Source organism: Amycolatopsis sp. NPDC114504, assembly GCF_055633595.1.
Genome location: NZ_JBVKDU010000005.1, coordinates 958,818 through 984,958, shown reverse-complemented (window position 1 = coordinate 984,958; position 26,141 = coordinate 958,818). Strand labels below are relative to the sequence as shown.

19 protein-coding genes and 1 riboswitch are annotated in these 26,141 nt (G+C 72.7%); of the genes, 16 read left to right on the top strand and 3 right to left on the bottom strand.

Going from position 1 to position 26,141, the window contains the following annotated elements:
- Positions 1-148 precede the first annotated feature (148 nt).
- Complete coding sequence (locus tag ACZ7PG_RS40660; protein ID WP_470244521.1) at positions 149-1,357, top strand: GNAT family N-acetyltransferase; 1,209 nt, start codon at positions 149-151, stop codon at positions 1,355-1,357.
- A 15-nt stretch (positions 1,358-1,372) separates the two neighbouring features.
- Here ACZ7PG_RS40660 and ACZ7PG_RS40655 read toward each other — a convergent pair whose 3' ends face one another.
- The gene (locus ACZ7PG_RS40655; protein WP_470244520.1) at positions 1,373-2,233 is read right to left on the bottom strand and encodes a TIGR03619 family F420-dependent LLM class oxidoreductase; all 861 of its coding nucleotides are present in this window, start codon (positions 2,231-2,233) and stop codon (positions 1,373-1,375) included.
- A gap of 292 nt (positions 2,234-2,525) precedes the next feature.
- Positions 2,526-2,604, top strand: a riboswitch (S-adenosyl-L-homocysteine riboswitch).
- Between the two features lie 14 nt (positions 2,605-2,618).
- On the opposite strand from ACZ7PG_RS40655, the gene metH reads away from it, so the two are divergent.
- The gene (gene metH, locus ACZ7PG_RS40650; RefSeq protein ID WP_470244519.1) at positions 2,619-6,272 is read left to right on the top strand and encodes a methionine synthase; all 3,654 of its coding nucleotides are present in this window, start codon (positions 2,619-2,621) and stop codon (positions 6,270-6,272) included.
- Here the strand turns inward: metH and ACZ7PG_RS40645 are convergent.
- Positions 6,254-7,411 (bottom strand): FAD-dependent monooxygenase, encoded by a 1,158-nt coding sequence (locus tag ACZ7PG_RS40645; protein WP_470244724.1) that lies wholly within the window; start codon positions 7,409-7,411, stop codon positions 6,254-6,256. The genes metH and ACZ7PG_RS40645 overlap by 19 nt on opposite strands.
- A 214-nt stretch (positions 7,412-7,625) precedes the next feature.
- Between ACZ7PG_RS40645 and ACZ7PG_RS40640 the strand changes: the two genes are divergently transcribed.
- The gene (locus ACZ7PG_RS40640) at positions 7,626-9,509 is read left to right on the top strand and encodes a hypothetical protein (protein WP_470244518.1); all 1,884 of its coding nucleotides are present in this window, start codon (positions 7,626-7,628) and stop codon (positions 9,507-9,509) included.
- Between the two features lie 3 nt (positions 9,510-9,512).
- On the opposite strand, the gene ACZ7PG_RS40635 is transcribed toward ACZ7PG_RS40640, so the two are convergent.
- Complete coding sequence (locus ACZ7PG_RS40635; RefSeq protein ID WP_470244517.1) at positions 9,513-10,919, bottom strand: PI-PLC domain-containing protein; 1,407 nt, start codon at positions 10,917-10,919, stop codon at positions 9,513-9,515.
- Positions 10,920-11,050: 131 nt separating this feature from the next.
- Here ACZ7PG_RS40635 and ACZ7PG_RS40630 point away from each other — a divergent pair, with 131 nt between their 5' ends.
- The 13 genes from ACZ7PG_RS40630 (at position 11,051) to ACZ7PG_RS40570 (ending at position 26,129) form a co-directional block, all read left to right on the top strand.
- Positions 11,051-11,518, top strand: a complete 468-nt coding sequence (locus ACZ7PG_RS40630) for an LppU/SCO3897 family protein (RefSeq protein WP_470244516.1) — start codon at positions 11,051-11,053, stop codon at positions 11,516-11,518.
- Positions 11,519-11,522: 4 nt separating this feature from the next.
- The gene (locus ACZ7PG_RS40625) at positions 11,523-12,128 is read left to right on the top strand and encodes a hypothetical protein (RefSeq protein WP_470244515.1); all 606 of its coding nucleotides are present in this window, start codon (positions 11,523-11,525) and stop codon (positions 12,126-12,128) included.
- A gap of 204 nt (positions 12,129-12,332) precedes the next feature.
- The gene (locus ACZ7PG_RS40620; protein ID WP_470244514.1) at positions 12,333-14,903 is read left to right on the top strand and encodes a helix-turn-helix transcriptional regulator; all 2,571 of its coding nucleotides are present in this window, start codon (positions 12,333-12,335) and stop codon (positions 14,901-14,903) included.
- Positions 14,904-15,032: 129 nt separating this feature from the next.
- Positions 15,033-16,664, top strand: coding sequence for a hypothetical protein (locus ACZ7PG_RS40615; protein ID WP_470244513.1), 1,632 nt, complete (start codon positions 15,033-15,035; stop codon positions 16,662-16,664).
- 35 nt (positions 16,665-16,699) lie between these two features.
- Positions 16,700-18,553, top strand: coding sequence for a dynamin family protein (locus ACZ7PG_RS40610; RefSeq protein ID WP_470244512.1), 1,854 nt, complete (start codon positions 16,700-16,702; stop codon positions 18,551-18,553).
- Positions 18,550-20,025, top strand: a complete 1,476-nt coding sequence (locus tag ACZ7PG_RS40605) for a dynamin family protein (protein WP_470244511.1) — start codon at positions 18,550-18,552, stop codon at positions 20,023-20,025. The genes ACZ7PG_RS40610 and ACZ7PG_RS40605 overlap by 4 nt, the downstream gene beginning before the upstream one ends.
- Positions 20,022-21,269 (top strand): hypothetical protein, encoded by a 1,248-nt coding sequence (locus ACZ7PG_RS40600; protein ID WP_470244510.1) that lies wholly within the window; start codon positions 20,022-20,024, stop codon positions 21,267-21,269. The genes ACZ7PG_RS40605 and ACZ7PG_RS40600 overlap by 4 nt, the downstream gene beginning before the upstream one ends.
- A 1-nt stretch (position 21,270) precedes the next feature.
- Positions 21,271-22,839, top strand: a complete 1,569-nt coding sequence (locus ACZ7PG_RS40595) for an Hsp70 family protein (RefSeq protein ID WP_470244509.1) — start codon at positions 21,271-21,273, stop codon at positions 22,837-22,839.
- Between the two features lie 559 nt (positions 22,840-23,398).
- A complete protein-coding gene (cutA, locus tag ACZ7PG_RS40590; protein ID WP_470244508.1) occupies positions 23,399-23,728 on the top strand; it encodes a divalent-cation tolerance protein CutA in 330 nt (109 codons plus the stop codon).
- Positions 23,729-23,737: 9 nt separating this feature from the next.
- Positions 23,738-24,436, top strand: coding sequence for an RraA family protein (locus tag ACZ7PG_RS40585; RefSeq protein WP_470244507.1), 699 nt, complete (start codon positions 23,738-23,740; stop codon positions 24,434-24,436).
- A gap of 65 nt (positions 24,437-24,501) precedes the next feature.
- The gene (locus ACZ7PG_RS40580) at positions 24,502-24,954 is read left to right on the top strand and encodes a DUF6292 family protein (RefSeq protein WP_470244506.1); all 453 of its coding nucleotides are present in this window, start codon (positions 24,502-24,504) and stop codon (positions 24,952-24,954) included.
- Positions 24,955-25,010: 56 nt separating this feature from the next.
- Positions 25,011-25,658: a response regulator transcription factor gene (locus tag ACZ7PG_RS40575; RefSeq protein ID WP_470244505.1), complete on the top strand. Its 648-nt coding sequence runs from the start codon at positions 25,011-25,013 to the stop codon at positions 25,656-25,658.
- 72 nt (positions 25,659-25,730) lie between these two features.
- Entirely contained in the window at positions 25,731-26,129 is a 399-nt protein-coding gene (locus ACZ7PG_RS40570; protein WP_470244504.1) for an ATP-binding protein, read from the top strand.
- Positions 26,130-26,141: the final 12 nt, after the last annotated feature.

The window sequence follows — 26,141 nt, the reverse complement described above, 5'->3', positions numbered from 1 at the left end:
GCGGGAGAGAAAAAAAAAAAAACAAAACAACGCGGGGATTGTGGTGGTGTCTGTTGTTTTTCCTCTTTTGTTGTGTTCCCCCCCCCCCCCCCCCCCCGCTTCCGTAATTCGCTTGCCCCGCCGCCGTTCGGCGCTGCACTGTGCCCCGATGGAGATCCGTCCCACGACCGAGCAGGACCGCGACGTCTTCGTCGACACGCTCTTCGCCGCGTTCGGGCGCTTCCCGGAACCTCCCGGCGAGGGCGGCCGGGTCTGGTCGGCGCTGGAACCGGACCGGTGCCTGTTCGCCGTGACGGCGGAGGGGAAGCCTTTCGGCACCGCGGCCGCGTACTCCTTCGAGCTGACCCTGCCCGGGAAGGCCATCGCCCCGGCCGCCGGGGTGACCGCCGTCGGCGTCCTGCCGTCGCACCGGCGACAGGGCGTGCTCACCGCGATGATGCGGCACCACCTCGCCGACGTGCGGGCGCGCGGGGAGTTCCTCTCCGTCCTGCTGGCCAGCGAGGCCGTGATCTACCGCAGGTTCGGCTACGGGCCGGCGACCACCACGCACCGGCTGACGGTGGCACGTCATCGAGCCGCCTTCGCCGTCCCGCGGGCCGCGGCCGATCCGGTGCCCGGCTCGATCGAGGTCCTGCCGCGCGCCGAGTGCACCGGGCTCCTGGAGGAGGTCTACGACCGCTACCGCCGGGCCCGGCCGGGTGCGCTGTCCCGGCCGCACCACTGGTGGACCCGGGGCGCGGGCCGGCCGCCGATCGCCCCGGCGCCGCGGTACGTCGCCGTCCACCGCGACGCCGGCGGCGTCCCGGACGGCTACGCGACGTACCTGATGGAAGGGCCGGGCACTCTGACGGTCGACGAGACGATCGCGGCCGACGACGCCGTCGCCACGGCATTGGCCCGGTTCCTGCTGGACCACGACCTGGCCACCGAGGTCGTGTTCCGGCAGTGCCCGCCCGATCACCCCTTGCGCTGGCAGCTGGCCGACTTCCGCGCCGGCGAGGTGACCGACGAGACGGACTGGCTCTGGGTCCGGCTGCTGGACGTCCCGCGGGCGCTGACGGCCCGCGGCTGGGCCGCCGACGGCGAGCTGGTCCTCGACGTCGAAGACCCGTTCCTCGGCGAGCGGGGCCGTCACCTGCTGACGGTCCGGGACGGCAAGGCCGAGTGCGTCCCGACGGACCGGCAGCCCGACCTGTCCCTGGACGTGACCGACCTGGGCTCGTTGTACCTGGGCGGCACGGCCCCGAGCACGCTGGTGCGCGCCGGGCACATCCGGGCCCACCACCCGGAGGCGGCCGGTCTCGCCGACGCGCTCTTCCGCGCCGAGCGGGCGCCGCACTGCCTGCACTGGTTCTGACCGGGCGGCTTCCGGTCAGACGGCGGGGACGGGCGCGAGCCCGAGTTTGCCCGCGAGGCGCCCGATCCAAGCCTCGACCTCCGCCGGCTCCCGGTCCGGCAGCCCGAAGATCGTCTCGGTCACGCCGAGGGAATCCAGGTGCGCCAACCGGTCCGGGTCGGGCCGCTCGCCGAGCGCGCAGATCCGGGGCGCCCCCGCCCGTCCCTCGGCGAGCCAGATCTCCTTCAGCAGGGCCACGTGCCCGTCGAGATCCGTGTCCGCCGGCGTTGTGATCCAGCCGTCCGCGTGGCGGGCGATCCAGCGGAACGTCTTCTCCGTCGGGCCCGCGCCGAGCAGCACCGGGATGTGCGCCTGGATCGGCTTGGGCCACGCCCAGCTCGGGCCGAACGAGACGAAATCCCCGTCGTAGGAGGCTTCTTCGCAGGTCCACAGCGCGTTCATCGCTTCGAGGTACTCGCGCAGTGCCGTGCGGCGGCGGTTGCCCGGGACGCCGTGGTCGGTCAGCTCGTCGACGTTCCAGCCGAAGCCGGTGCCGAGCGTCACGCGGCCGCCGGAGAGGTGGTCCAGGCTCGCGATCGTCTTGGCGAGGGTGATCGGGTCGCTCTCCACCGGCAGGGCCACCGCCGTGGACAGCCGGATCCGCGACGTCACCGCGGCCGCCGTCGCCAGCGCGACCCACGGGTCGAGGGTGCGGCTGTAGCGGTCGTCGGGCAGGGACGCGTCACCCGTGCGCGGGTGCGGTGACTCCCGCTTCACCGGGATGTGGGTGTGCTCGGGCACGTAGAAGGTGGCGAACCCCGCCTCCTCCGCGGCGCGCGCCGCGGAAGCCGGGGTGATGCCTCGGTCGCTGGTGAACAGCACGATTCCGTAGTCCACGCGAGGAGCGTATTAGAACGTGTTTCAGTTTTCAAGGTCGGCCGCGAGTGCGAAAAGTGGCAACGTGGACGCGGAGAGTAACATCGAGCCTCGCTCGAGCGATGATCGAAGCGACCTGGGTGCGCAGGCGAGGAGCGGTGCGCCGGCGCGGGACGCGACAAGGTGGAGACCCGGGAAAACGTGGAGGCAGGGTGGAATCGGTAATCCATTGTGGACTTACGGTGTCCCAGCCAGTGGACGCACCGGCGGGGCGGGTTGGCGGGCGAATGCCCGTTTCCAGTACCGTGGTCCACAGGTCGAGAGGCGCTGCGACGGACCGCCGGGTCCGCCACGCTCGACCGGGATCCACCGAACAAGGGCGCCTCCCGGATGAGGGAGGCTGCCGGTGAACCCGATCACCCCGCGAGAAACCCCCAGCGAACCCGACGCCACCGCGCGCCTGCGCGAGCTGCTCGGGCAGCGGGTGGCGGTGCTCGACGGCGCGTGGGGCACCATGCTGCAGGGCGCCGGGCTGACCCCGGCCGACTACCGCGGCGACCGCTTCGGCGACCACACCCACGACGTCACCGGCGACCCCGACCTGCTGAACCTCACCCGCCCGGACGTCATCCTCGACGTGCACCGCCAGTACCTCGCGGCCGGCGCGGACATCACCACCACGAACACCTTCACCGCCACCAGCATCGGCCAGGCCGACTACGGGCTCGAGGCGCACGTCCACGAGATGAACGTCCGCGGCGCGCAGCTGGCCCGCGAGGCCGCCGACGAGTTCGGCGGCCGGTTCGTCGCCGGGTCCATCGGCCCGCTCAACGTCACGCTCAGCCTGTCGCCCAAGGTCGACGACCCGGCATACCGCGCGGTGACGTTCGAGCAGGTCAAGGCCGCGTACGCGGAGCAGATCGCCGGGCTCGCCGAAGGCGGCGTCGACCTGCTGATGATCGAGACGATCTTCGACACGCTCAACTGCAAGGCGGCCATCGCCGCCGCCCGCGACGTCGCGCCCCACCTGCCGCTCTGGATCTCCGTCACCATCGTCGACCTCAGCGGCCGGACGCTCTCGGGCCAGACCGTCGAGGCGTTCTGGAGCTCGGTCGAGCACGCGAAGCCGCTGGTCGTCGGCGTGAACTGCTCGCTGGGCGCCGAAGAGATGCGCCCGCACGTCGAGGAGCTGTCGCGGATCGCCGGCACCTACGTCGCCTGCCACCCGAACGCCGGGCTGCCGAACGCGTTCGGCGGCTACGACGAGACACCGGAGGAGACCGCCGGGCTGATCGGCGGGTTCGTCCGCGAAGGCCTGGTCAACCTGGTCGGCGGCTGCTGCGGCACGAGCCCGGCGCACATCGCGAAGATCGCCGCCGCGGCGAAGGGCGTCACGCCCCGCGAGGTGCCCGCGCCACGCACACACACCCGGTTCAGCGGCCTCGAGCCGTTCGGCATCGGCGCCGACACCGGCTTCGTGATGATCGGCGAGCGCACCAACGTCACCGGCTCCAAGCGGTTCCGGCGGCTCATCGAGTCCGACGACCACCAGGGCGCCGTCGACGTCGCGCTGGAGCAGGTCCGCGGCGGGGCGAACCTGCTCGACGTCAACATGGACGCCGACCTGCTCGAGTCCGAGCAGGCGATGACGACGTTCCTCAACCTCATCGCCACCGAGCCCGAGGTGGCCCGGATCCCGGTGATGGTCGACAGCTCCAAGTGGAGCGTGCTCGAAGCCGGCCTGCGCTGCCTGCAGGGCAAGGGCGTGGTCAACTCGATCAGCCTCAAGGAGGGCGAGGAGCCGTTCCTCGCCCAGGCCCGCACCATCCGCAACTACGGCGCCGGCGTCGTCGTGATGGCCTTCGACGAACAAGGCCAAGCCGACACGGCCGACCGCAAGGTCGAGATCTGCGGCCGCGCGTACGACCTGCTGACGCAGCAGGCCGGGTTCGCGGGCGAGGACATCATCTTCGACCCGAACGTCCTGGCCGTCGCCACCGGTATCTCCGAGCACAACGGCTACGCGAAGGCGTTCATCGAGGCGCTGCCGCGGATCAAGGAGCGCTGTCCCGGCGCCCGGACCAGCGGCGGCATCTCGAACCTCTCGTTCTCCTTCCGCGGCAACGACATCGTGCGCGAGGCGATGCACTCGGCGTTCCTGTTCTACGCCGTGCAGGCCGGGCTGGACATGGGCATCGTCAACGCCGGCCAGCTCGCGGTCTACCAGGACATCCCGGCCGACCTGCTCGAACTGGTCGAGGACGTGCTGTTCGATCGCCGCGAAGACGCCACCGACCGGCTGGTGAGCTTCGCCGAAAACGTCAAGGGCAGCGGCACCAAGCGCGTCGTCGACCTCTCCTGGCGCGAAGGCACCGTCGGCGAGCGGCTGTCGCACGCGCTGGTGCACGGCATCGTCGACTTCATCGTCGACGACACCGAAGAGGCGCGGCTGCAGATGGCCCGACCCCTCGACGTGATCGAGGGCCCGCTGATGGACGGCATGAAGATCGTCGGCGACCTGTTCGGCTCCGGCAAGATGTTCCTGCCGCAGGTCGTGAAGAGCGCGCGCGTGATGAAGCGGTCCGTCGCCTACCTCGAGCCGTTCATGGAGGAGGAGAAGGAGAAGGCGCGCCTGGAGGGCCGGCTGGAGTCGTCGAGCGGCCAGGGCAAGATCGTGCTCGCGACGGTCAAGGGCGACGTCCACGACATCGGCAAGAACATCGTCGGGGTCGTGCTCGGCTGCAACAACTACGAGGTGATCGACCTCGGCGTGATGGTGCCGGCCGCGAAGATCCTCGACACCGCGGTCACCGAAGGCGCCGACGCGGTCGGGCTGTCCGGCCTGATCACGCCGTCGCTCGACGAGATGGTGGCCGTCGCGACCGAGATGCAGCGCCGCGGCCTGAAGCTGCCGCTGCTGATCGGCGGCGCCACGACGTCCCGCCAGCACACCGCGGTCAAGATCGCGCCGGCCTACGACAACGCGACGGTGCACGTCCTCGACGCGTCGCGGGTGGTCGGCGTCGTGTCCGACCTGATGGACCCGGACCGCTCGGTCGCGCTCGCCGAGAAGAACCGCGCCGACCAGGACGTGCTGCGCGAGCAGCACGCCAGCAAGCAGCGGCGCCCGATGCTGACCCTCGAGCAGGCCAGGGCGAACCCGGAGCGGGTGTCGTTCGACGGCCTGCCGACCCCGGCGTTCACCGGCCGCCGCGTGGTCGAGCCGAGCATCACCGAGCTGCGCGAGATGGTCGACTGGCAGTTCCTGTTCCTGGCCTGGGAGCTCAAGGGCAAGTACCCGGCCATCCTGGAGCAGCCGGTGGCCCGTGAGCTGTTCGACGACGCGAACACGCTGCTCGACGAGATCATCGCGAACGGCAGCTTCACCGCGAAGGGCGCGTACGCGTTCTGGCCGGCGCACAGCGAAGGCGACGACATCCTGCTCGAAGGCGACTACGCGCACGTCGGGTTCCCGATGCTGCGGCAGCAGACGTCGAAGCCGCTGGACCGCGCGAACCGCTGCCTGGCCGACTACATCGCGCCGGTGGGCGACCACCTGGGCGGCTTCGCGGTCGCCATCCACGGTGCCGGCGCCTTGGCCGCGAAGTACGAGGCCGAGCAGGACGACTACCGCGCGATCATGGTGAAGGCGCTGGCCGACCGCCTGGCCGAGGCGTTCGCGGAGTACATCCACCTCAAGGCCCGACGCGACTGGTTCGAGCCCGACGCCGAACCGCTGCTGGAGGACCTGCACGCGGAGCGGTTCCGCGGCATCCGCCCGGCGCTCGGCTACCCGGCCAGCCCCGACCACAGCCAGAAGCGGGAGCTGTTCGAGCTGCTGGAGTCGGACGAGCTGGGCATGGCGCTGACCGAGTCGTACGCGATGACGCCGGCGGCGAGCGTGTCCGGGCTGATCTTCGCGCACCCGGAGTCGAAGTACTTCACCGTCGGGCGGCTCGGCCGCGACCAGATCGAGGACTACGCGCGGCGCAAGGGCGTCGAGATCGGCGAAGTCGAGCAGTGGCTGCGGCCGAACCTGGCCTACGAGCCCGAGGCGTAGTCCTTCAGTTCGATGTCCGTGGCGAAGTTGTCGGTCGCCTTGAGCATCAGGCGGAGCAGGAAGCGGGACTTGAACGTCCAGTCCCGCAGCTTGATCCGCAGCCGGGACGGCGGCGCGAGGAACGGGCCCGCGCTGCCGCGCTGCGAGACCTTGGCGTAGCCGCGCATCTGCTCTTCGTAGCGGGCGAAGGCGGCGCGGTGGTCGCCGTCCGCCTCGAGGAGCTCGCCGGCGAGCACGTACGCGCCGACGATCGCCAGGCCGCTGCCGAAGCCGCCGAGGGTGTTGCCGTAGGCGGCGTCGCCGAGCAGGACGACCCGGCCGCGGGAGTAGTGGTCGATCGTCACGCGGGCGAGCGAGTCGAGGTAGAACTCGCGCGCGTCGGGGAGCTTCTCGATCAGCGCGGGCACCCGCCAGCCGGCGTCGCGGTAGGCCTCGGTCACGAGCTTCCGCTGGGTGTCGGTGTCGGTGCGGTCGTAGTCCAGCTCGGGCGAGGCGAAGACGAAGAACGCCGACGCCTTCGGGCCGCCGACCGCGGCCATCCGGCCCGGCTCGTTGTACATCACGGCGGTGCCGTCCGCGACCTGCTCGCCGAGCTCGGCCAGTGCGTAGTAGTGGCCGAGGAAGTGGACGTAGTCGCTTTCCGGGCCGAACGCGAGCCGCCGGACGTTCGAGTGGATGCCGTCGGCGCCGACGACGAGGTCGAACCGGCGCGGGGCGGCGGTGGCGAAGGTGACGTCGACGCCGTCGGCCGTCTCTGTCAGCGCGGTGATGGTGTCGCCGAAGAGGTACTCGCAGTGCGGCGCGGTGCGCTCGTACAGGATGTCGGCCAGGTCGCCGCGGCGGATTTCGATGTCGCCGCCGGTGAACTCGCCGGGGATGACCGCCTGCGGCCGTCCCTCGGCGTCGATGATCGTCTGGTCGGTGCCGCCGGTCTGGTGGGCGAGGACGTCGTCGAGGATGCCCATGCGCTCCAGCACAGTCCGGTGGGTGTTGCCCTTGAAGTCGATGGCCTGGCCGCCGGGGCGCACCGACGGGGCTCGCTCGACGACGGTGACGGTGCAGCCGTAGCGGGTGAGCCAGAGGGCGAGGGCGGGGCCGGCGATGCTGGCGCCGGAGATCAGGACGCTGAGGTTTTTCAAGCCGTGGTTTCTCATGGCACCGAGCTTCGCCGGGCGGGCTGACCGGTCCCTGGCGAAGCGCTGACGGCGGCCGTCAGCGACTGTCGCGAATGGACCGCGCGCGGACGGTGACGGCGGAAAATTCCCGGCCGTGACCTGGACATTCCCGACGGTTTTCGCACGTTGACCACAGCCGGTCACCCGGGCACCATTTCCCGGGGGAGAGGGGGCGGCGATGCTGGACAGCGAAACGCGACCGGCGGCCACCGCGCTCGGCGAGCTGCTGCGCACCGGGGAGCGCGCACTCGAGGCCGACGGCGACCTGCGTGCCGGCCGGGAGTGGTTCGACCGGGCCTACCGGGCCGCGGAGGCCGGGTGCGACGGCCCGGGGATGGCGCGCGCCGCGCTGGGCCTGGCCGGGCTGTGGGTGCACGAACACCGGAGCGCGGCCGCGGCGGCGTTGCTGCAGGCGCGGTTGCGCAGTGCCCGCACGGCGGTCGACCCGGGGTCGTCGCTGGCCCTGCGGCTCAAGGCCCGGCTCGCGGGCGAGGCCGACTACGTGGCGGGGGAGAGCAACGAGATCCTCGCCGTGCTCGAAGAGGCCAAGCGCGCGGGCGACCCGGTCGCCTGGGCCGAGGCCGCGAGCCTGGCCCACCACTGCCTGCTCGGCCCGGACCACGGCGGCCAGCGCCGCGCGCTCGCCCAGGAGCTGATCACCGAAGGCTTCCGCACGGGCCGGCGCAGCGACCTGCTGATGGGCCTGCTCTGGCGCACGGTCGACCTCTTCCTCGACGGCGACCCGCACGCCCAGCGCGGGCTCGCCGACCTGCGCGGCCTGCTGGCCGAGCGCGACCACCTCGCGGTCGGGTTCGTGCTCGACGCGATCGACGTCATGCTCAGCATCCGCGCCGGCCGGTTCGACGAAGCCGAGGCGCGGGCGGCGGCCTGTGCCCTGCGGGGCGAGCAGGCCGGCGACGCCGACGCGATCGGCTGGTACACCGCGCAGGTCGGGGCGGTCCGCTGGTACCAGGGCCGCATGGCCGAGCTGCTGCCGGTCCTGCGGGAAACGGTGCATTCGCCGACGCTGAGCGCGGTGGACAACGCGTTCGTCGCCGGGCTGGCCGTCGCCGCCGCTTCGGCCGGGGACGAGCGCGAGGCGGCCGGTGCGCTGGCCCGGCTGCGCGGGCAGGACCTGGCGCTGCTGCCGCGGTCGAGCAGCTGGCTGGTGTCGATGTACGGGATCGTCGAGTCCGCGTACCTGCTCGCCGACGTCGACTCGGCGCTCGCCGCGTACGCGCTGCTCACGCCGTTCGCGCGGCTGCCGATGATGGGCAGCCTCGCCGTCGCCTGCTTCGGTTCGGTGCAGCACGCGCTGGGCGTGGCGATGCTGACCGCGGGCGAGACCGAGCGCGCCACGGAGCACTTCCGGGCGGCGGTGCGCGACAACCTCGCGCTGGCCCACTGGCCGGCCGCGGCCCTTTCCCGCGCCCGGCTCGCGCAGGCGCTGGGGCCCGGCTCGGCCGAAGCCGGACGCGAGCTGGCCGCGGCGACGCGCGAGGCCGAGCAGCTCGGGATGGTGCTGCCCGTCTTCGCCGGCCGCGTCGCGGACCGGCGGGTCACGTGCCGGCGCCAGGGCGGCCACTGGCTCTTCGCCCTGGACGGGCGGTCCGTCGAGGTCGAGCACAGCGTCGGGATGGGCTACCTCGCGACGCTGCTGGACAACCCGGGCCACGAGCTGACCGCGGTCGAGCTGGCGCACGGCGTGGTCGCCGAGGCGACGTCCGCGCAGCCGATGCTCGACCAGACGGCGACCGCGCACTACCGGCGCTGGCTCGCGAACCTCGAGGCCGAGCTCGACGAGCACGAGGCCAACCACGACGCGGGCCGGGCGGAAAAGGTGCGCACCGAGCGCGACTGGCTGCTGGGCGAGCTGTCGGCCGCCGCGGGGCTCGCGGGCCGGGTCCGCGAGTTCGCCGGCGCGGAGGAGAAGGCGCGGATCGCGGTGGGCAAGGCGATCCGCCGCGCGCTGACCCGGATCGCCGCGGCGGACGCCGTGATCGGCGACGTCCTGCGCGACGGCGTCCGCACCGGCACCCGCTGCTCCTACCACCCCGGCTGACGCCTACTCGACGGCGCCGTTCTGGGTCAGCAGGGTCTGGTACCAGGCGTCGTACGGGTGGTTCGAAGCCGGGTAGCTGGCCAGGGGCGTCGTCGCGTCGCCCGCCGAGTCGAAGTCCCAGCCGCGGACCAGCTTGCCCGACTGGCGGGCCGAGGTGATGAACGCCGACTCCGTCGCGGTCGCGCCGTAGAACAACGCGCCCTCCTGCAGCTCGGCGCTGTCGCCCTTCTGGAACTCGTCGAACGCGACCTGCCGGTAGCGGATCCGGTCACCCGTGACGCTCGCGGTGTCCGCGCGCAGGGTGTTCGACGGCGTTGGGCCGTCCGCGCCGGTCCACACCTTGACGCGCCGGGCGCCGTTGGTGGCGGTGTCCTTGGCGAACCGCGCGTCGGACGTCTTGGCGTTGCCGGTCCACGCGACCGTCGTGGCCGACAGCGTGCCGGTCCAGTTCCAGTTCTGGCTGCTGCTCTGGCTCTGGTGGATCTCCCGCAGGTGCGTCGCGTCGGTGAAGGCGACCGTCGGCTGGACGCCGTTGTCGTACTGGTGGCTGGCCTGCCACGTGATCTCGCCGTCGGTGCCGAGCTTGCCGACGTGGTACCAGAGCGTGCTCGCGCCCTGCGACTGGTGGACCTCGACGAGGTCGCCGTTGTCGTTCAGCGCGACCGCCGGGGTCTGGCCGCTGTCGTACTTCCCGTGCCGCAGCCAGGTGACGCGGCCGTCGGCGCCGTAGGTCCCGGTCCAGTACCAGAGCGCGCCGCCGCCGGAGTCGTGCACCTCGACGACCTGCCCGCGGCCGTTGATCGCGACGGCCGGGTGGTAACCGACGTCCCGCTTGTACTCGGAGCGGCTGCCGCCGTCGCCCGAGAGCAGCGGCAGCACGCGCCCGCGCAGCGCGTCCACGGTCGGCGACCCGGCCGGGTAGTCCTGCGCGCGCAGCAGCCGGCCGCCGAAGACCGACTCCAGCTCCTGGTTGACCGCGACGAGGTTGCCCTCCGCGAAGTTCGCGTTGTCGGTCAGGTTGTCCTTGAGGTCGAGCATGACGACGATCGGCGCGGCCGTCGGGTGCGCCGCCGACCACGTGTTCACGGTGCTCAGCCAGTCGCGCAGGTTGTTCGACGCGGGGTTGCCGCCGCTGTGGTCGACGGCGTTGCCGGGCGAGTCGTGCCCGACGCCGTAGTCGTGGTTCGTGGCGTAGCCGTTGTCGTGGATGTCGTACTCGATGAACCGGACGCCGTGGTCGAGCTGGTAGGAGATCGAGTTCTTCGCGCCGTCGACGCTGCCCGAATAGCTGTTGTGCGTCGCGCGGAAGACCGAGGAGGTGAACGGCGGGCTCGCGGCTTCGGCCGTGCCGCCGGTCAGCAGGGCGGCGGTGGTCAAGGCGGTGACGGCCAAGGCGGGCAGTCGGGTCATCCTCGGAGTCCTCACGTCGGGAACGGGACGGTCCCATCCTGGCCCGTGCCGCGAAGCTCCGGGTGGAACTCCGTGGAACACGGGTGGAACGCCTAGAAGGCGACAGCTGGACGTTCGAGGGAGGAAACGCCATGACCCAGACCGGTGGACCCCAATACCCCGACCCGACGCGGCCGGTGCCGCCCCAGCCCGGGATGCCGCAGCCCGGGATGCCGCAGCCGGGGATGCCCCGGGCCGGGATGCCGCCCCAGCCGCCCGCCGCGCCGAAGAAGTCGAAGCGGCGGCAGAAGATCGTGCTCACCGTGTTCCTGATCGTCGTCGCCGGGATCCTCGCGCTGGTCTGGGTCGCGACCCGGTCGAACGGCGAGAACGCCCAGGTCGGCAACTGCGTCACCGAAAGCGGCGAGAACTACGTGAAGATCGTCGACTGCGGAACGCCCGAGGCGACGCTCAAGGTCGTCGCGCGCGTCGAGGACAAGACGCAGATCGAGGCGCAGATCAGCGCGTGCACGCCGTACCCGGACGCCGACTCGGTGTTCTGGCAGGGCAAGGAAGGCGAGACCGGCGTCGTGCTCTGCCTGGCGAAGACCGGCAAGTAGCCCGATGGCGGGCGGGAAGTTCTCGTTCACCGGCTCCGGCGAGGTCCGGGTCTCCAGCGGCGGGCGCACGCTCGCCGCGGCGGGCGACGTGATCGTGATCGGTGACCGGGTCTTCCGGCTGGCCGAAGTGGACCGGGTCGCCTACCACGCGGCGGCCCGGCCGCACCAGGCCAGCTACGCGCTGGGCCTGGCCCGCGGCCCGGTGTGGAGCCGGTTCGTGTTCGACGCCTTCCGCCGCGGCAGCGAGCTCGAGGACGCGCGCGAGACGTGGCGGCGGCTGGTCGAACTGGTCGAATCGGCGGCCTGCCCGCGGATCGCGCGCGCCGCGGTCGACGCGATCACGGCCGGCGCCACCGCCCGCTTCGGCGGGGGCGCGCACCCGCGGATCGACGCGGACGCCGAAGGGCTGCGCCGGCGGCGGTGGTTCGCGCCGAAGGTGCCGTGGGCCGCCGTGCTCGGCACGGACCTGCGCGCGGGCCAGGTGCGCGTGTGGACCGGCGGCCCGGAACCGGAGCTCGTCACCGCCATGGCGGGCTGGAACGCGGTGGTCCTGCCGCGCGTCATAGGAATGATGGTGGCGCAGGAAAAAGAATCACCGGAAAGTCGATGATAACGGTATTTCGGCAATGGCCGGTAAATGCTCACGGAATGGGAGATCGAGTGTCCGTTCTGTCGCATTTGCCGGACCGTTCGTCGATTTATGCCAAATCGCCGCGCGGATTCGGTACTTGGCCGGGCTCCGCGTAGTCATTATCCGAGGAACGGTTGTGCGCGGGCACCGAAAAGCCCGTGAGGGGTTGGGGAGGCAGTGGGTGTGGCGAACGACTGGCCGCTGGTCGGCCGCGAACAGGAGCTGGCGTTCGCGCGCCGCGCGCTGGCCGACCCGGAGGTGTGCGGGCTGCTGCTGACCGGGCGCGCCGGCGCCGGCAAGACCCGGCTCGCCAAGGTGCTGTTGGCCGAGCTGGCCGGCGGCGGGGCGCGCACGCACTGGGTGCGCGCGATGTCGTCGGCCTCGACGATCCCGTTCGGCGCGTTCGCCCACCTCCTGCCCGGCAGCGCGGACGGCTCGGGGGACCGCGCGCACCGGCTCAACCAGGTCGCCGGCCACCTCACCCGCGGCGCGGAGGGGCGCCGGCTGGTGCTGTGCGTCGACGACGCGCACCTGCTCGACGACCTGTCCGCGACCCTGGTGCACCAGCTGGCCGCGACCGCGTCGGCGTTCGTGCTCGTGATCGCGCCGCACGGCGTGAGCGTGCCGGACCCGGTGTTCGCGATGTGGAAGGACCGCGTCGCCGAGCGGCTGGACATCGGCGAGCTGACCCGTCCGCAGACGACCGAGCTGATCACCGCGGCGCTGGGCGGGCGGCTCGACGACGGCGCCGAGCACCGGCTGTGGGGCCTGACCCTGGGCAACCCGCTGTTCCTGCGCGAGCTCATCCAGGGCGGTCTCGACAGCGGTTCGCTGTCGGCCGAGGACGGCGTGTGGCGGTGGAGCGGCGCGCTGATGGCGACGCCGCGGCTGGTGGAGCTGATCGAAACCCGCACCGACCGGGTCGACGCCGACGAACGGCGGCTGCTGGAGCTGCTCGCCTTCGGGGAGCCGCTGGGCAGCGAACCGCTGGTGCGCCTCGGCGCCGGCCGCGTGCTGGCCTCGATGGAGCAGGCCGGGCTGGTCGTGTCCGAACGGACCGGGCGGCGGCTCAACGTCCGTCTCGCGCACCCGCTCTACGCCGACGTGATCCGGCGCCGGACGTCGCCGCTGCGCCAGCGCGACACGTACCGGATCCTCGCTCAGACCCTGGACCTCACGGGCGCACGACGTGCCGAGGACAAGCCGCGGCTCGTGCGGTGGCGCCTGGCCGCCGGGCTGCCGACCGACCCGCAGCTGGTCCGCGCGGCGGCGGAGACGTTGCTGCGCAAGGACTTCCCGCAGGCCGAGCAGCTGGCGGCCGAAGCCGTCCGGATGGGCGGCGGATTCGGCGCGAAGTTCCTGCTCGCCCAGGTCAGGGTGGCCGGCGGCCGGCACGCCGACGCCGACTCGCTGCTGTCCGAGCTCGCGGGCGAAACGGTGTCGGACGCGCAGCACGCCCGCGTCGCCGCGACACGGGCCCGGAACCTGGCGTTCGGCCTCGACCGCTTCGAGCAGGCCGCCGCGGCGCTGGACACGGCCGAAACGGCGGTGTCCGGGGCGTTGGCCTCGGACGAGCTGGCGACCGCCCGGGCGGCCCTGCGCGCGGCGGCGGGCGCGTCGCGCGAGGCTTTGGACCTGCTGGGGCCGGTGCTGGACCGCAACCGCCGCGGCGACGCGCTCCGGCTCGCGGCGCTGGTGGTTGCGGCCGGGGCATTGGCGTCGACCGGGCGGACGGAGGCGTGTCTCGGCGTCGTCGATGAGGGACTGGAGATCGCGTCCCGGATCTCGGACGCCTTCGCGCCGGGGGCGCGGGTCCGGCTGGAGCACGCGCGGATCGTCGCGCTGTGCCGGGCCGGCCGGCTCGAGGAGGCCGAAGACCGGGCCGGCGACGACTACCGGGACGCCGTCCGGGACCGGTGGGGCCCGGCGGTCGCGGGCGCGGCGGCGTCGCTGGGGACGGTCGCGCTGGCCTACGGCAACGTCCGCGGCGCGATCCGCTGGCTGCGGGAGGCCCTGGCCGCCGACGCGCACGACCAGCCGCACGAGTTCCGCCCCGCCGTCGCCGCGGCCCTGGTCCGCGCGACGGCGATGAGCGGCCGCGTCGCGGAGCCACTCGGCGACTGGGACGGCGCGTGGGTCGCCGCGGCACGGGGCGAGCTGTCCCGGGCGTTGGCACTGGGTGCTTCGGCGGCTTCGGCCGCTTCGGAAGACGGCCGGCTCGCGATCGCGGCCGAGATCCGTCACGACCTGGTCCGGTTCGGGGGTTCGCCCGGCGCGATCCCCTCCGCGGGCGGGATGGCGGAGCTGTACGCGGCGCACGCGTCGGCGGTTTCGGACGGTGCGGCGTTGGACGAGGTGGCGTCGTCGTTCGCCGACGCGGGCGCGCGGCTGCTGGCGGCGGAAGCATCGGCCGAGGCGGCGCGGGTGTACCGCGAGGAGGGCAAGAACGGCAGCGCGGCGATGTCGGCCCAGCGCGCGCGGGCGTGGCTGGCGTCCTGTGAGGACGCTGCGACGCCGGCCCTTTCGTCCTTGGAGACACCGTTGGATCTGACGGTCCGGGAGCTGGAGATCGCCCGCCTGGTGGCGACGGGCCTGACGAGCCGCGCGGTGGCGGACCGGCTGGTGGTGTCGGTGCGCACGGTCGACAACGTGCTGCACGGGGTCTACGCGAAGCTGGGTATTTCCGGCCGCCGCGAACTGGCATCGGTGGTAGGCCCGCTCGTCTCGGGGAGTAGTCCCGGCGACGGTCCATAGGTAGTCCGCGGCGGAGGCGGCGCGGAAGCCGAGTAGCCGCTACTCATGACCCGGCCGCCCATTGGTCCGAGACTGGATGACAACGGAGGGGCGAGGGCTTCACCGATCCGAATGTCAGGAGCGCACACGATGACGAATTCATCCGGGAACCAGTTCAACGAGCAGGCTTCGGCCGGTGGTGGCGGGGACATTTTCCAGAACGAGCAGGGTTCGGGTGGTTCCGGGGGGAACCAGTTCAACGAGCAGGCGTCGACTGGTGGCGGCAGCGGCAGCATCTTCCAGAACCAGCAGGGTTCCGGCGGTCACGGCGGCGACCAGTTCAACGAGCAGGCCTCGACCGGTGGCGGGCGTGGGGACATCTTCCAGAACGAGCAGGGTTCCGGCGGTCACGGCGGCAATCAGTTCAACGAGCAGGCCTCGACGGGCGGTGGCCGCGGTGACATCTTCCAGAACGAGCAGGGTTCGGGTGGCCGCGGTGGCGACCAGTTCAACGAGCAGGCGTCGACTGGTGGTGGGCGTGGGGACATCTTCCAGAACGAGCAGGGTTCCGGTGGCCACGGTGGCGACCAGTTCAACGAGCAGGCCTCGACCGGCGGCGGGCGTGGGGACATCTTCCAGAACGAGCAGGGTTCGGGTGGCCGCGGTGGCGACCAGTTCAACGAGCAGGCCTCGACCGGTGGTGGGCGTGGGGACATTTTCCAGAACGAGCAGGGTTCGGGTGGCCGCGGTGGCGACCAGTTCAACGAGCAGGCCTCGACCGGCGGCGGCAGCGGCAGCATCTTCCAGAACCAGCAGGGTTCGGGCGGTCACGGTGGCGACCAGTTCAACGAGCAGGCCTCGACCGGCGGCGGCCGCGGGGACATCTTCCAGAACGAGCAGGGTTCCGGTGGCCACGGCGGGAACCAGTTCAACGAGCAGGCCTCGACGGGTGGCCGCGGTGACATCTTCCAGAACGAGCAAGGCTCCGGCCGCGGCGGGAACCAGTTCAACGAGCAGGCGTCCGCCGGCCACCACGGTGACGTGTTCCAGAACGAGCAGGGCTCGGGCGGCCACGGGAACCAGTTCAACGAACAGGCCTCGACCGGCGGCGGCGTGGGAGACATCTTCCAGAACGAGCAGGGCTCGGGCGGTCACGGTGGGAACCAGTTCAACGAGCAGGCCTCCACAGGTGGCCGTGGGGACATCTTCCAGAACGAGCAGGGTTCCGGCGGTCACGGTGGGAACCAGTTCAACGAGCAGGCCTCCACAGGTGGCCGTGGGGACATCTTCCAGAACGAGCAGGGTTCCGGCGGCCACGGTGGCAACCAGTTCAACGAGCAGGCGTCCACGGGCGGCGGCCGCGGGGACATCTTCCAGAACGAGCAGGGTTCCGGCGGTCACGGCGGGAACCAGTTCAACGAGCAGGCCTCCACGGGCGGCCACGGCAGCATCTTCCAGAACGAGCAGGGCTCGGGCGGCCACGGCGGCAACCAGTTCAACGAGCAGGCCTCGACCGGCGGCCACGGAAGCATCTTCCAGAACCAGCAGGATTCCGGCCACGGCGACAACCAGTTCAACGAACAGGCCTCCACGGGCGGCCACGGCAACATCTTCCAGAACGAGCAGGGCGCGAGCGGCCACCACGGCGGAAACCAGTTCAACGAGCAGGCGTCCACCGAGCACCACGGCCACGAGAGCCACGAGCACGAGCACCACCACGCCGGCGGTCACCACCAGGACCACCACGACGAGCACCACCACCACGACGCCGACCACTACTGAGCCGGCGAAGAACAGTAAGGAATGAAGGAGCGGTCATGCAGGAGCCGAGTGGCGGGGGGCGCATCGCCCTCGACACCCTCGACCTCGCGGTCAAGGGAGCGGCGGCCTACGGACGGGACGATCTCGTCCAGCGCCTCACCGACGCCCGGCGCCTGCTGTCCGAACCGGACGTCACCGTCTACGTCGTCGGGGAGTTCAAGCAGGGCAAGAGCTCGCTCATCAACGCCCTGCTGACCGCGAAGATCTGCCCGGTCGACGACGACATCGCGACCGCGGTGCCGACTGTCGTCCGGTTCGCGCCGGAGTCCGGGGCTCTGGCGACCTACGAGCCGGCCGACCCGTCGTCGCCGCCGTGGACCGAGCGGATCTCCCTCGAAGACCTTCCCACCCACGTCAGTGAAGCCGGGAACCCCGGCAACGTCCGCAAGCTCAAGTCCGTCACGGCGTCGATCAGCCGCCAGCTGCTCTCCGGAGGGCTGGTGCTGGTCGACACCCCCGGCGTCGGCGGCCTCGGCTCGCTGCACAACGCCGTCACGGTCAGCTCGCTGCCGCGGGCGCACGCCGTCCTCTTCCTCTCCGACGCCTCGCAAGAGCTCACCGGCGCCGAGCTGCGGTTCCTCCGGACGGTGAAAGAACTCTGCCCGAGCGTCTACTTCGTCCTCACCAAGATCGACCTCTACCCGCAGTGGCGGCGCATCCTCGAGCTCAACGCCGGCCACCTCGAAGCGTGCGGGATCGCCATCGACACCGTCGCCGTCTCCTCGGAGCTGCGCACCGTCGCGGCGCGCTCGGCCGACCAGGAGCTGAACGTCGAATCCGGCTTTCCGCAGCTGGTCAAGCGGCTGCAGAGCGTCGTCGGCGACGCCGAACGGTCCGCGCTCAACGCCGTGGGCCTGCACGTCGGGTCCGCGGTCGGCCAGCTCAACGCCGCCCTGCGCGCCCGCCGCACGTCCCTCGCGCACCCCGAGCAGTCCGCCGCGCTCGTCGCGGAGCTGACCCGGGTCAACGACCGCGTCGACGCGCTGCGCAGCCAGTCCGCGAAGTGGCAGCAGCTGCTCTTCGACGGCTTCGCCGACATTTCGTCCGATGTGGACTACGACCTGCGCGCCCGCTCTCGCGGTGTGCTGCACGAGGCCGAAGAGGCCATCGAAGAAGGCGACCCCGCCAAGAACTGGGCCGAGTTCGAGAAGTGGCTGCGCCAGCGGCTCGCGAACGAGACCCTCGAGAACTACGCGACCTTCATCAAGCAGGCCCGCGGCCTCGCCTCCCGCGTCGCGGAGCACTTCGAGCTCGCCGAGTCCCAGGCCGTGCTGCCGCGCGAGGTGCAGGCGCCGGTCCAGGTCGTCGAGGAGATCGACATCGACTCGTCGTTCACCGGCGTCAAGACCCGCGGCACCACCGGGATGGCCGCGTTCCAGAAGGCCTACAGCGGGTTCCTGATGTTCTCCATGCTCACCAAGATGGCCGCGCTGGCCATCCCCACGCCGTTCGGTGTCGCGGCCGGCCTGCTCATGGGCCGCTCCGGCTTCATGGACGAACGCAAGCGGCAGCTGGAAAAGCGCCGCGGCCTGGCCAAGACGGCCGTGCGCCGGTTCGTCGACGAGTTCAACCTCCAGGTCGGCAAGGACTCCCGCGACGCGATGCGGACCGTCCAAAGAGAACTCCGCGACGCCTACAGCGCGCGCGTCGAAGAACTTCAGCGCTCCTTGACCGAAGCGCTCGCCAACGCGAAGAAGGCCGTCGTCGACGACGACGCCGAGACGGGCGAGCTGAAACGCCTGGAGGCCGACATCGAAGCCCTCGAAGTGCTCGGCCGGCGTGCGGACGAGCTCACCCTGCGCAGCGCCCCCAAAGCCGTGCCCGCACCCGTCCCGGCGGTGACGCGATGACCCCCCTCTACGTCCAGGTCCGCGGGTTCGTCGCCCGCGCGTGCGCCGGGTACGCCGGCACCCCGGCCGAGCCGCAGCTGCGGCAGATCGCCGGCCGGCTCGCCGAACCGCTGCGCGTCGCCATCGCCGGCCGCGTCAAGGCCGGCAAGTCCACCCTGCTCAACGCGCTCGTCGGCCAGGAGCTGGCGGCGACGGACGCGGGGGAGTGCACCCGCGTCGTCACCTGGTACCGCAACGGCCCGACCTACCGGATCATGCTGCACCCGGTCCGCGGGATGCCGCGCCAGCTGCCGTTCGGCCGCCTTTCCGGCACCCTCGGCCTCGAGCTCGGCATGGCACCCGGCGACGTCGACCGGCTCGTCGTCGACTGGCCGTCGCCGGCACTGCGGGCGATGACGCTGATCGACACGCCCGGGCTGGGTTCGGCGCGCTCGGAGGTGTCCGAACGCACCGAGGTCGCGCTGGTCCCCGAGGGTGACGGCGTCGGCACCGCGGACGCCGTGGTGTACCTGATGCGCCACGTCCACGGCGACGACGTCCGGTTCCTCGACGCCTTCCACGACGACCCGGCGCAGCGGCGCCCGGTGAACACCATCGGCGTGCTGTCGAGGGCCGACGAGGTCGGGCACGCCCGGAGCGACGCGCTCGACTCGGCCGCCAAGATCGCCGAGCGTTACGCCCGCGACTCCCGGGTCCGCGGCCTGTGCCAGACCGTGGTCCCGGTGGCCGGCCTGCTGGCCAGCTCCGCCGCGTCGCTGAAGGAGTCCGAGTACCGCGCGTTCCGGCTGCTGGCCGCCGCGCCGGAGGCGGAGGTGGCGAGGCTGCTGACATCGGCCGACCGGTTCGCCCGCGCGGAGTCCGAAGTGGACGTCCCGGCGGCCGAGCGCGCGGACCTGCTGGCCCGCTACGGGCTGTTCGGCGTCCGGGTGGCCGTCGAGCTGACGCGCAGTGGCCTGGTGACCGGCGCGCGGGCACTGTCGGGCGAGCTGCTGGCCCGCAGTGGCCTGCACCGGCTGCGGTCCCTGCTGACCACCCAGTTCGCCGCGCGCGCCGACGTCCTCAAGGCGCGTTCGGCGCTGCAGGCGGCCGAACTGGTGCTGCGCGCCTACCCGGACCGCACCGGCGGGCTCCTGCACGAATGGGAGCGGATCGTCGCCGGGGCGCACGAGTTCGCCGAGATCCAGCTGATCGACTCGATCCGGCTCGGCGTCGTGCTCTTCACGACCGACGAGGCCCGCGACGCGGAACGGCTGCTCGGCGCGGCCGGGGTGGACGTGGCGAGCCGGCTGGCCCTGCCGGGGGACGCGGGCCGCGCCGCGGTCCGGCAGGCGCTCGGCGCGCAGCTGCTGAGGTGGCAGCGGCGCGCCGAGCACCCCGCCTCCCCGCGCGACGTCCGCGACGCGGCCCGCGTGCTGGTGCGCACCTGCGAAGGAATCCTGCTCAGCGAAGCCAGGGCGGAGGTCTTGTCGTGAACGAGCTGCCGAAGAAGATCAAGAAGGCGGCCGCGGCCGTCGCCGGCGCCGTCGCGTCGGAGGTGGCGGGCAACGCGCTCACGCCCGGGTCGCCCGCCGCGTCGGCACCGCCGCCGCAGCCGGAACCGGCCGCCGCCCAGACCCCGCACGACACCCCCGCCCACGAGTACGTGCCGCAGGTCGAGACCAGCACCGTCACCCGGGGCGAAGACGGCCACGTGGAAGCGCAGACCGGCACGGTCTGGCACCCGGAGACCGCCGACGGCCTGCCGCTGAAGGAGCTGCCGACCGTCGAGGAGTTCGAGCAGATCGAAGTCCACGAGGACGAGTTCGGCAACTTCGTCATCGACGCGACCGAGCGGTTCGTGGTGCACAACAACGGCCGGGACGAGGTGTACACCGACCACCAGCACATCGTCGTGCCCGGGGACGGGACGCCCGGCGACACGGACATCGACATCGTCCAGGACGCCGACATCGTCATCCACGAGAACCCGGACGGCACGATCACCGTGGAGCACGAGGGTTCGCTGACCTACGAGCTCACCCCGGACGCGCCGGGTCACGGCGACATCGAGGTGTTCCAGGAGGAGACCGTCGTCCTCGACGAGGCCGAAACCGGGCCGCCCGGGATCGACGTCGGGGTCACCGTGGACCAGCAGGCCAGCGCCGACGACCCCTTCGGTGAGCCGGCCGGGCCGACCATCCACCAGACCGAGGTGATCGCCGACAAGGGCCGCGGGGCCACGGTGACCGCGCAGGTCACCGCGCCGGCGCCGTCGCTGCCCGGGACGCCGTCCGCGCCGGTCGTGACGTTCAGCCGTCAGCCGTCCACTGTGGACACGGGGGCGCCGCAGCCCGTCGCGGTCGAGACTACGACGACACTCGCCGCCTCGAACTCGCTGGCCGAGCACCCGGTGGCGAAGCACAGTTTCGCCACCGAACCCCAGCCGGAGCACCACGACGCCGGCGAGGTCACGGGCACCCGGCCGCACCCGGCGGAGAAGGAGCACCCGTTCGAGCCGCCGCGCCACCACGAGCCGGCGCCCGACGAGCGGCCGGAGCCGGACCACCACGCGCCGGACGCGGGGCACCCGCCGGACGACCCACCCCCGGAGCCGCACGACCTGCCCCCGGTGGAGCCACCCGGCCCGCCGGCGCACGAAGACCACCTCGAAGAACCGGACCGGGTTCCGGACGAGCACCCGACTTTCGATCACGCGCACACCGCCGGCGGAGGCTGACATGGGCTACGGACTGGGCATCGACCTCGGCACGACCTTCACGGCCGCCGCCGTCGACAGCGCCGGCCACGTCGAGATGGTGTCGCTCGGCGACCGGACGGCGGCCATCCCGTCGGTCGTGCTGCTGCGGGCCGACGGCAGCGTGCTGGTCGGGGACGCGGCGAGCCGGCGCGCGGCCGTCGAACCGGACCGCGTGGCGCGGGAGTTCAAGCGGCGCCTGGGCGATCCGACGCCGGTGCTGCTCGGCGGCGCGCCGCACTCGGTGGCGTCGCTGATGGCGCACCTGCTCGGGTACGTGGTGCGGACGGTCGCCGGGCAGCAGGGCGGCCGGCCGGACCGGATCACGCTGACGCACCCGGCGAACTGGGGGCCGTACAAGCGGGAGCTGTTCGAGCAGGTGCCGCGGCTGACCGGGATCGACCGCGTCGGCCTGATCACCGAGCCCGAGGCCGCGGCGGCGCACTACGCGTCGCAGGAGCGGCTGGAGGACGGCGCCGTCGTCGCGGTGTACGACCTCGGCGGCGGCACGTTCGACGCGACCGTGCTGCGCAAGCGCGGCAACGGGTTCGAGATCCTCGGCAGCCCCGAGGGCATCGAGGGCCTCGGCGGCGTCGACTTCGACGAAGCGGTGTTCGGGCACGTCGACCGGGCGCTCGACGGGAAGCTGTCGCAGATCGACCCGGACGACTCGGGCGCGGTGGCCGCGGTCGTGCGGCTGCGCCAGGAATGCGTGCTGGCGAAGGAAGCCCTGTCGGCCGACACCGAGACGGCCGTTCCGGTGCTGCTGCCATCGGTGCAGACGGAGGTGCGCCTGACCCGCGGCGAGTTCGAGGAGATGATCCGCCCGTCGATCACGGCGACGATCGGCTCGCTGCACCGGGCGCTGCGCTCGGCGAACCTGCGCCCGGCCGACCTCGGCGCGGTGCTCCTGGTCGGCGGCTCGTCCCGGATCCCGCTGGTGTCCCAGCTGGTATCGGCCGAGCTCGGTCGCCCGACGGCGGTCGACATCCACCCGAAGTACGGGGTGGCGCTGGGGGCGGCGGCACTGGCGTCCGGCCGGTCCGGGCTGGTCCAGGCGACGCGGTCCCAGCCGGCGATCCGGCCGGTGCCCCCGCCGCCCCCGGTCCCGCGCGTGCCGGCGCCCCGCGAGGAGACGAAGACGCTGGCGACGCCCGGGTTCGGCGCGGGGGCACCGCCGCCGTCGCTGGGCCGAGCCAAGACCGAGGCGACCCCGGGCCGGCGGGCGTCGCGGCGTGGTGTCGTCGTGGGGCTGTGCGCGGTGGCGGTGGTGGCGATCGGCGGGGTGGCGGTCGCGGTGAGCAGTTCGGGCGGGAGTCCGTCCGGTGGAACCCCACCGGCGACGAGCTCGGAGAGCGAGACGCCGACCTTGGTGTCGGTGCCGTCTCCGGAGGCCCCGGAGACGACGCACACGACGGCGGCGGTCCCGCGCACGAACCCGGCGACGACCCGGCGGAAGACCCCGCCCCGCACGACGACACCGACGAAGACGACCACGCCGACGACGACCACCACACCGACGACCTCGACGAGCACGAAGCCCACACCGTGAGGTGAGGAGTTCCGCCACGGTCGCGGTGAGGTGGCGGGGGAGAAGTTCCCGGCGGCGCGAGGGTTCGGCCGTGGTCGCGGTGGGGTGGCGGGGGAGAAGTTCCCGGCGGTGCGAGGGTTCCGCCGCGGTCGCGGTGAGGTGGCGGGGGAGAAGTTCCCGGCGGCGCGAGGGTTCCGCCGCGGTCGCGCCGGTGCGCGGCCGCGGGGAGCGGTGCCGGCCGCCGGGGTGAGGGGCCGGGTCGGCGCGTGCGGTTCGGGGGCCGGCCCGGTCGCCGGGTAGTGGGCCGGCTCCCACCGAGGGGGTGGGAGCCGGCCCAGCTGGTCCGGAGGCGCTGCGGCTGAGCCGTGCGGCTCCGCCGCGATTCGGCCCGGCTCGGTCGGGGTGAGTGGCCCGCTGTCCTCGGAGGCGTCCGGGCGTGGCGGCGCGATTCGGCCGGGTGCGGTGAGCGGCGGGGTGCCCCGGAGCCGGTCCGGCCGGCCTGCTCGCCGTCACGTGGCGCGGCTCAGCCGCTGCTCGGCGTGGCCGCAATGCACCCCCACACCGCCGGTAACCTCGCCCCATGGCGGCAGAGCACGTGATCGTGACGTCCACGACCGACTCCGAGACCGCGGCCCGCGAGCTGGCCGCGCAGGTCATCGACGAGCGGCTCGGCGCCTGCGCACAGGTCGTCGGGCCGGTGACCAGCGTCTACCGCTGGGAGGGCGAGGTGCGGACCGACCAGGAGTGGCGCGTCGAGATCAAAACCACCGCCGCCCGGGTGCCCGCCCTCACCGAGCGCATCAACCACCTGCACACCTACGACCTGCCCGAGGTCATCGCGACGCCGATCGAAGGCGGCAGTGCGGACTACCTCACCTGGGTGACCACCGAAAGCGGGAACGGTGGTTAGCTTCCGGGTATGGACATCGGAACGCGGTTCGAGCAGCTGACCACCGCCCACCTCGCCGACGCGTGCATCCGCGCCGGCCTCCCCGTGCGCTGCGCCCCGGCGGCGACGCGCGCCGTCGTGCCCGGTAGCCGGCTGCTCGGGCCGGCCGTCCCGGCTCGGCACGTCGGCAGCGTCGACGTCTTCCTGGAAGCCTTCGAGCACGCCCCCGCGGGCGGGGTGCTCGTGGTCGACAACGGCGGCCGCCTCGACGAAAGCTGCGTCGGGGACCTGATGGTGCTCGAAGCGCGCGCCGCCGGGCTCGCCGGCGTCGTCATCTGGGGCCTGCACCGCGACACCGCCGACGTCCGCGCGATCGGTCTCCCCGTGTTCAGCCTCGGCTCGATCCCCACCGGCCCGCTCAGCCTCGGCCCGCGCGTCGACGGCGGGCTCGGCGAAGCGATCGTCGGGACCTGGCGGATCGGGCCGTCGGACCTCGTCGCCGGGGACGACGACGGTGTCGTCTTCCTCCCGCTCGACCGCGCGGACGAGCTGTTCACCCTCGCCGAAGGCATCCGCGACACCGAACGCCGCCAGGCCGAGCGGATCCGGGCCGGCGAGTCGCTGCGGGACCAGGTTCGCTTCGCCGACTTCCTCGCCGCCCGCGAGGCGGATCCCGGCCTGACGTTCCGCGCGCACCTGCGGGCCGTCGGCGGCGCGGTCGAGGAGTAACCGAAAGTGTGACGTTCCGCCGAAGGGGGTATCCGGGGCGCTGCGGCGGCGCGGGAGGCGGAACCATGAACACGCTCATCGACTTCGGCAGGGACAGCGAATACCACTTCGCCCGCGGACTGCGGGCCTACCTCGCGCGGGTCGCCCGCGCGGTCGGCGTCGGGTACGAATCGTGTTCGCTGGACCTCGACGTGCCCACCTCCGGCTACGTCGCCCTCGACCGCGAGCTCCCGGACCGTCCCGGCCACGACCTGGCGCTGATCTGGCACGAGGTGCACGGCTGGTCGGCGGTGGTCGAGCCCGCGGGCGGCGACGAGCCGGAGGTGCTCGCCTACCTCGGCGGGGCCGAGGTCATCCCGCCGCCGCAGGCCGTCGTGCGGTTCGTCGACCGGCTGGAGGTCGCCGGCCCGGCCCGGCCGCCGGTGCTGCGGGAGCCCGGCCGTCACGAAGAGCTCGTCGACCGGCTGCCGGTCACCGGGCCCGAAGGACTGCTGCGGGCGAGCTCGCCCGGGTGGTGACGCGCGCCGGGACGCCTAGGATGGGCCGCCAGTGATCCGTCCACCGAGGGAACCCCGTGAGCAGCGCCGAGGCATCGAATCCCGTCCGCGTCCTCCTCGTGGAGGATCACGACATGGTGGCGGAGGCGCTGCAGCTGGCCCTCGAGCGCGCCGACGGGATCACCGTGGTCGGCCGGGCCCGCTCGCGCACCGAAGCCGTCGCCGACACGCGCGAGCACGCCCCGGACGTCGTGGTGCTGGACCGGCGCCTCGCCGACGGTGACGCCCTCGGCGTCATCGCGGAGCTCGGCTCCGGCGGTGCGCGCGTGCTGGTGCTGACCGGGGACGCGACGCCGGCGGTCGCCGTGCAGGTCGCGAAGGCCGGCGGGGCGGGGCTGCTGCTCAAGTCGTCGCAGCTCGGCGTGCTGGAGTCGGCGGTGCGGGACGTCGCCGCGGGCGGCGTGGTCTTCGACCCGGAGCTGCTGCCCGAGATCTTCGACCGGCTCACCGGCCGGCTGCCTGTCCGCGGCGCGGAGCTCACCGCGCGGGAGCGAGAGACCCTCGACCTGCTCGCGGAGGGCGCCACCACCGAGGAGATCGGGGCGCGGCTCGGCGTCTCCCGCAACACCACGCGCAACCACGTGCAGCGGGTGCTGGAGAAGCTCGGCGCGCGGTCGAAGCTCGAAGCGGTCGCCGTGGCCCGCCGGGAGGGCCTCATCGGCTGATGCACCTGCATCACCCGCGCGGTCCCGGTTTGCATCTCGTCCGCTGGAGGACTGCCCGGCAGGCTGGACGCCGTGGACATCCCGGCGCCGCTCGTCGCGGAGTGCGGCCTGACCGATCCGGCGGGCGGTCTGGCGCTCGTGCGCCGGTTCGCCCGGCTCACCCTGACGGCCTGGGCCTGCGGCACCGTCGTCGACGACGCCCTGCTGATCGTCACCGAGCTCGCGACCAACGCCCTGCGGCACGGTGCCGGCCACCCGGTGCTCCGGCTGAGCGTCGGGGACGGGCACGTGCGCATCGAGGTCTTCGACGACGACCCGGCGCCACCCGTGCGGCGGCCGCCCGGCGCCGACGGCGGCTGGGGCCTGATTCTCGTCGAGCGCCTTTCCCTGGCCTGGGGCACGACGAGCCACGGTCTCGGAAAGGTGGTCTGGTGCGCGCTGTCCGCACCGTCGGCCGAGCTGGCCCGCTGACGCACCGTGCCG

Bases quoted from the DNA above. Each gene is read 5' to 3' on its own strand.
- ACZ7PG_RS40585 (WP_470244507.1), top strand. From the start codon at position 23,738: ATGGACATCGGAACGCGGTTCGAGCAGCTGACCACCGCCCACCTCGCC.
- ACZ7PG_RS40625 (WP_470244515.1), top strand. From the start codon at position 11,523: ATGGCGGGCGGGAAGTTCTCGTTCACCGGCTCCGGCGAGGTCCGGGTC.
- ACZ7PG_RS40605 (WP_470244511.1), top strand. From the start codon at position 18,550: ATGACCCCCCTCTACGTCCAGGTCCGCGGGTTCGTCGCCCGCGCGTGC.
- ACZ7PG_RS40660 (WP_470244521.1), top strand. From the start codon at position 149: ATGGAGATCCGTCCCACGACCGAGCAGGACCGCGACGTCTTCGTCGAC.
- ACZ7PG_RS40640 (WP_470244518.1), top strand. From the start codon at position 7,626: ATGCTGGACAGCGAAACGCGACCGGCGGCCACCGCGCTCGGCGAGCTG.
- ACZ7PG_RS40610 (WP_470244512.1), top strand. From the start codon at position 16,700: ATGCAGGAGCCGAGTGGCGGGGGGCGCATCGCCCTCGACACCCTCGAC.
- cutA (WP_470244508.1), top strand. From the start codon at position 23,399: ATGGCGGCAGAGCACGTGATCGTGACGTCCACGACCGACTCCGAGACC.
- ACZ7PG_RS40615 (WP_470244513.1), top strand. From the start codon at position 15,033: ATGACGAATTCATCCGGGAACCAGTTCAACGAGCAGGCTTCGGCCGGT.
- ACZ7PG_RS40630 (WP_470244516.1), top strand. From the start codon at position 11,051: ATGACCCAGACCGGTGGACCCCAATACCCCGACCCGACGCGGCCGGTG.
- ACZ7PG_RS40635 (WP_470244517.1), bottom strand. From the start codon at position 10,919: ATGACCCGACTGCCCGCCTTGGCCGTCACCGCCTTGACCACCGCCGCC.
- ACZ7PG_RS40580 (WP_470244506.1), top strand. From the start codon at position 24,502: ATGAACACGCTCATCGACTTCGGCAGGGACAGCGAATACCACTTCGCC.
- ACZ7PG_RS40595 (WP_470244509.1), top strand. From the start codon at position 21,271: ATGGGCTACGGACTGGGCATCGACCTCGGCACGACCTTCACGGCCGCC.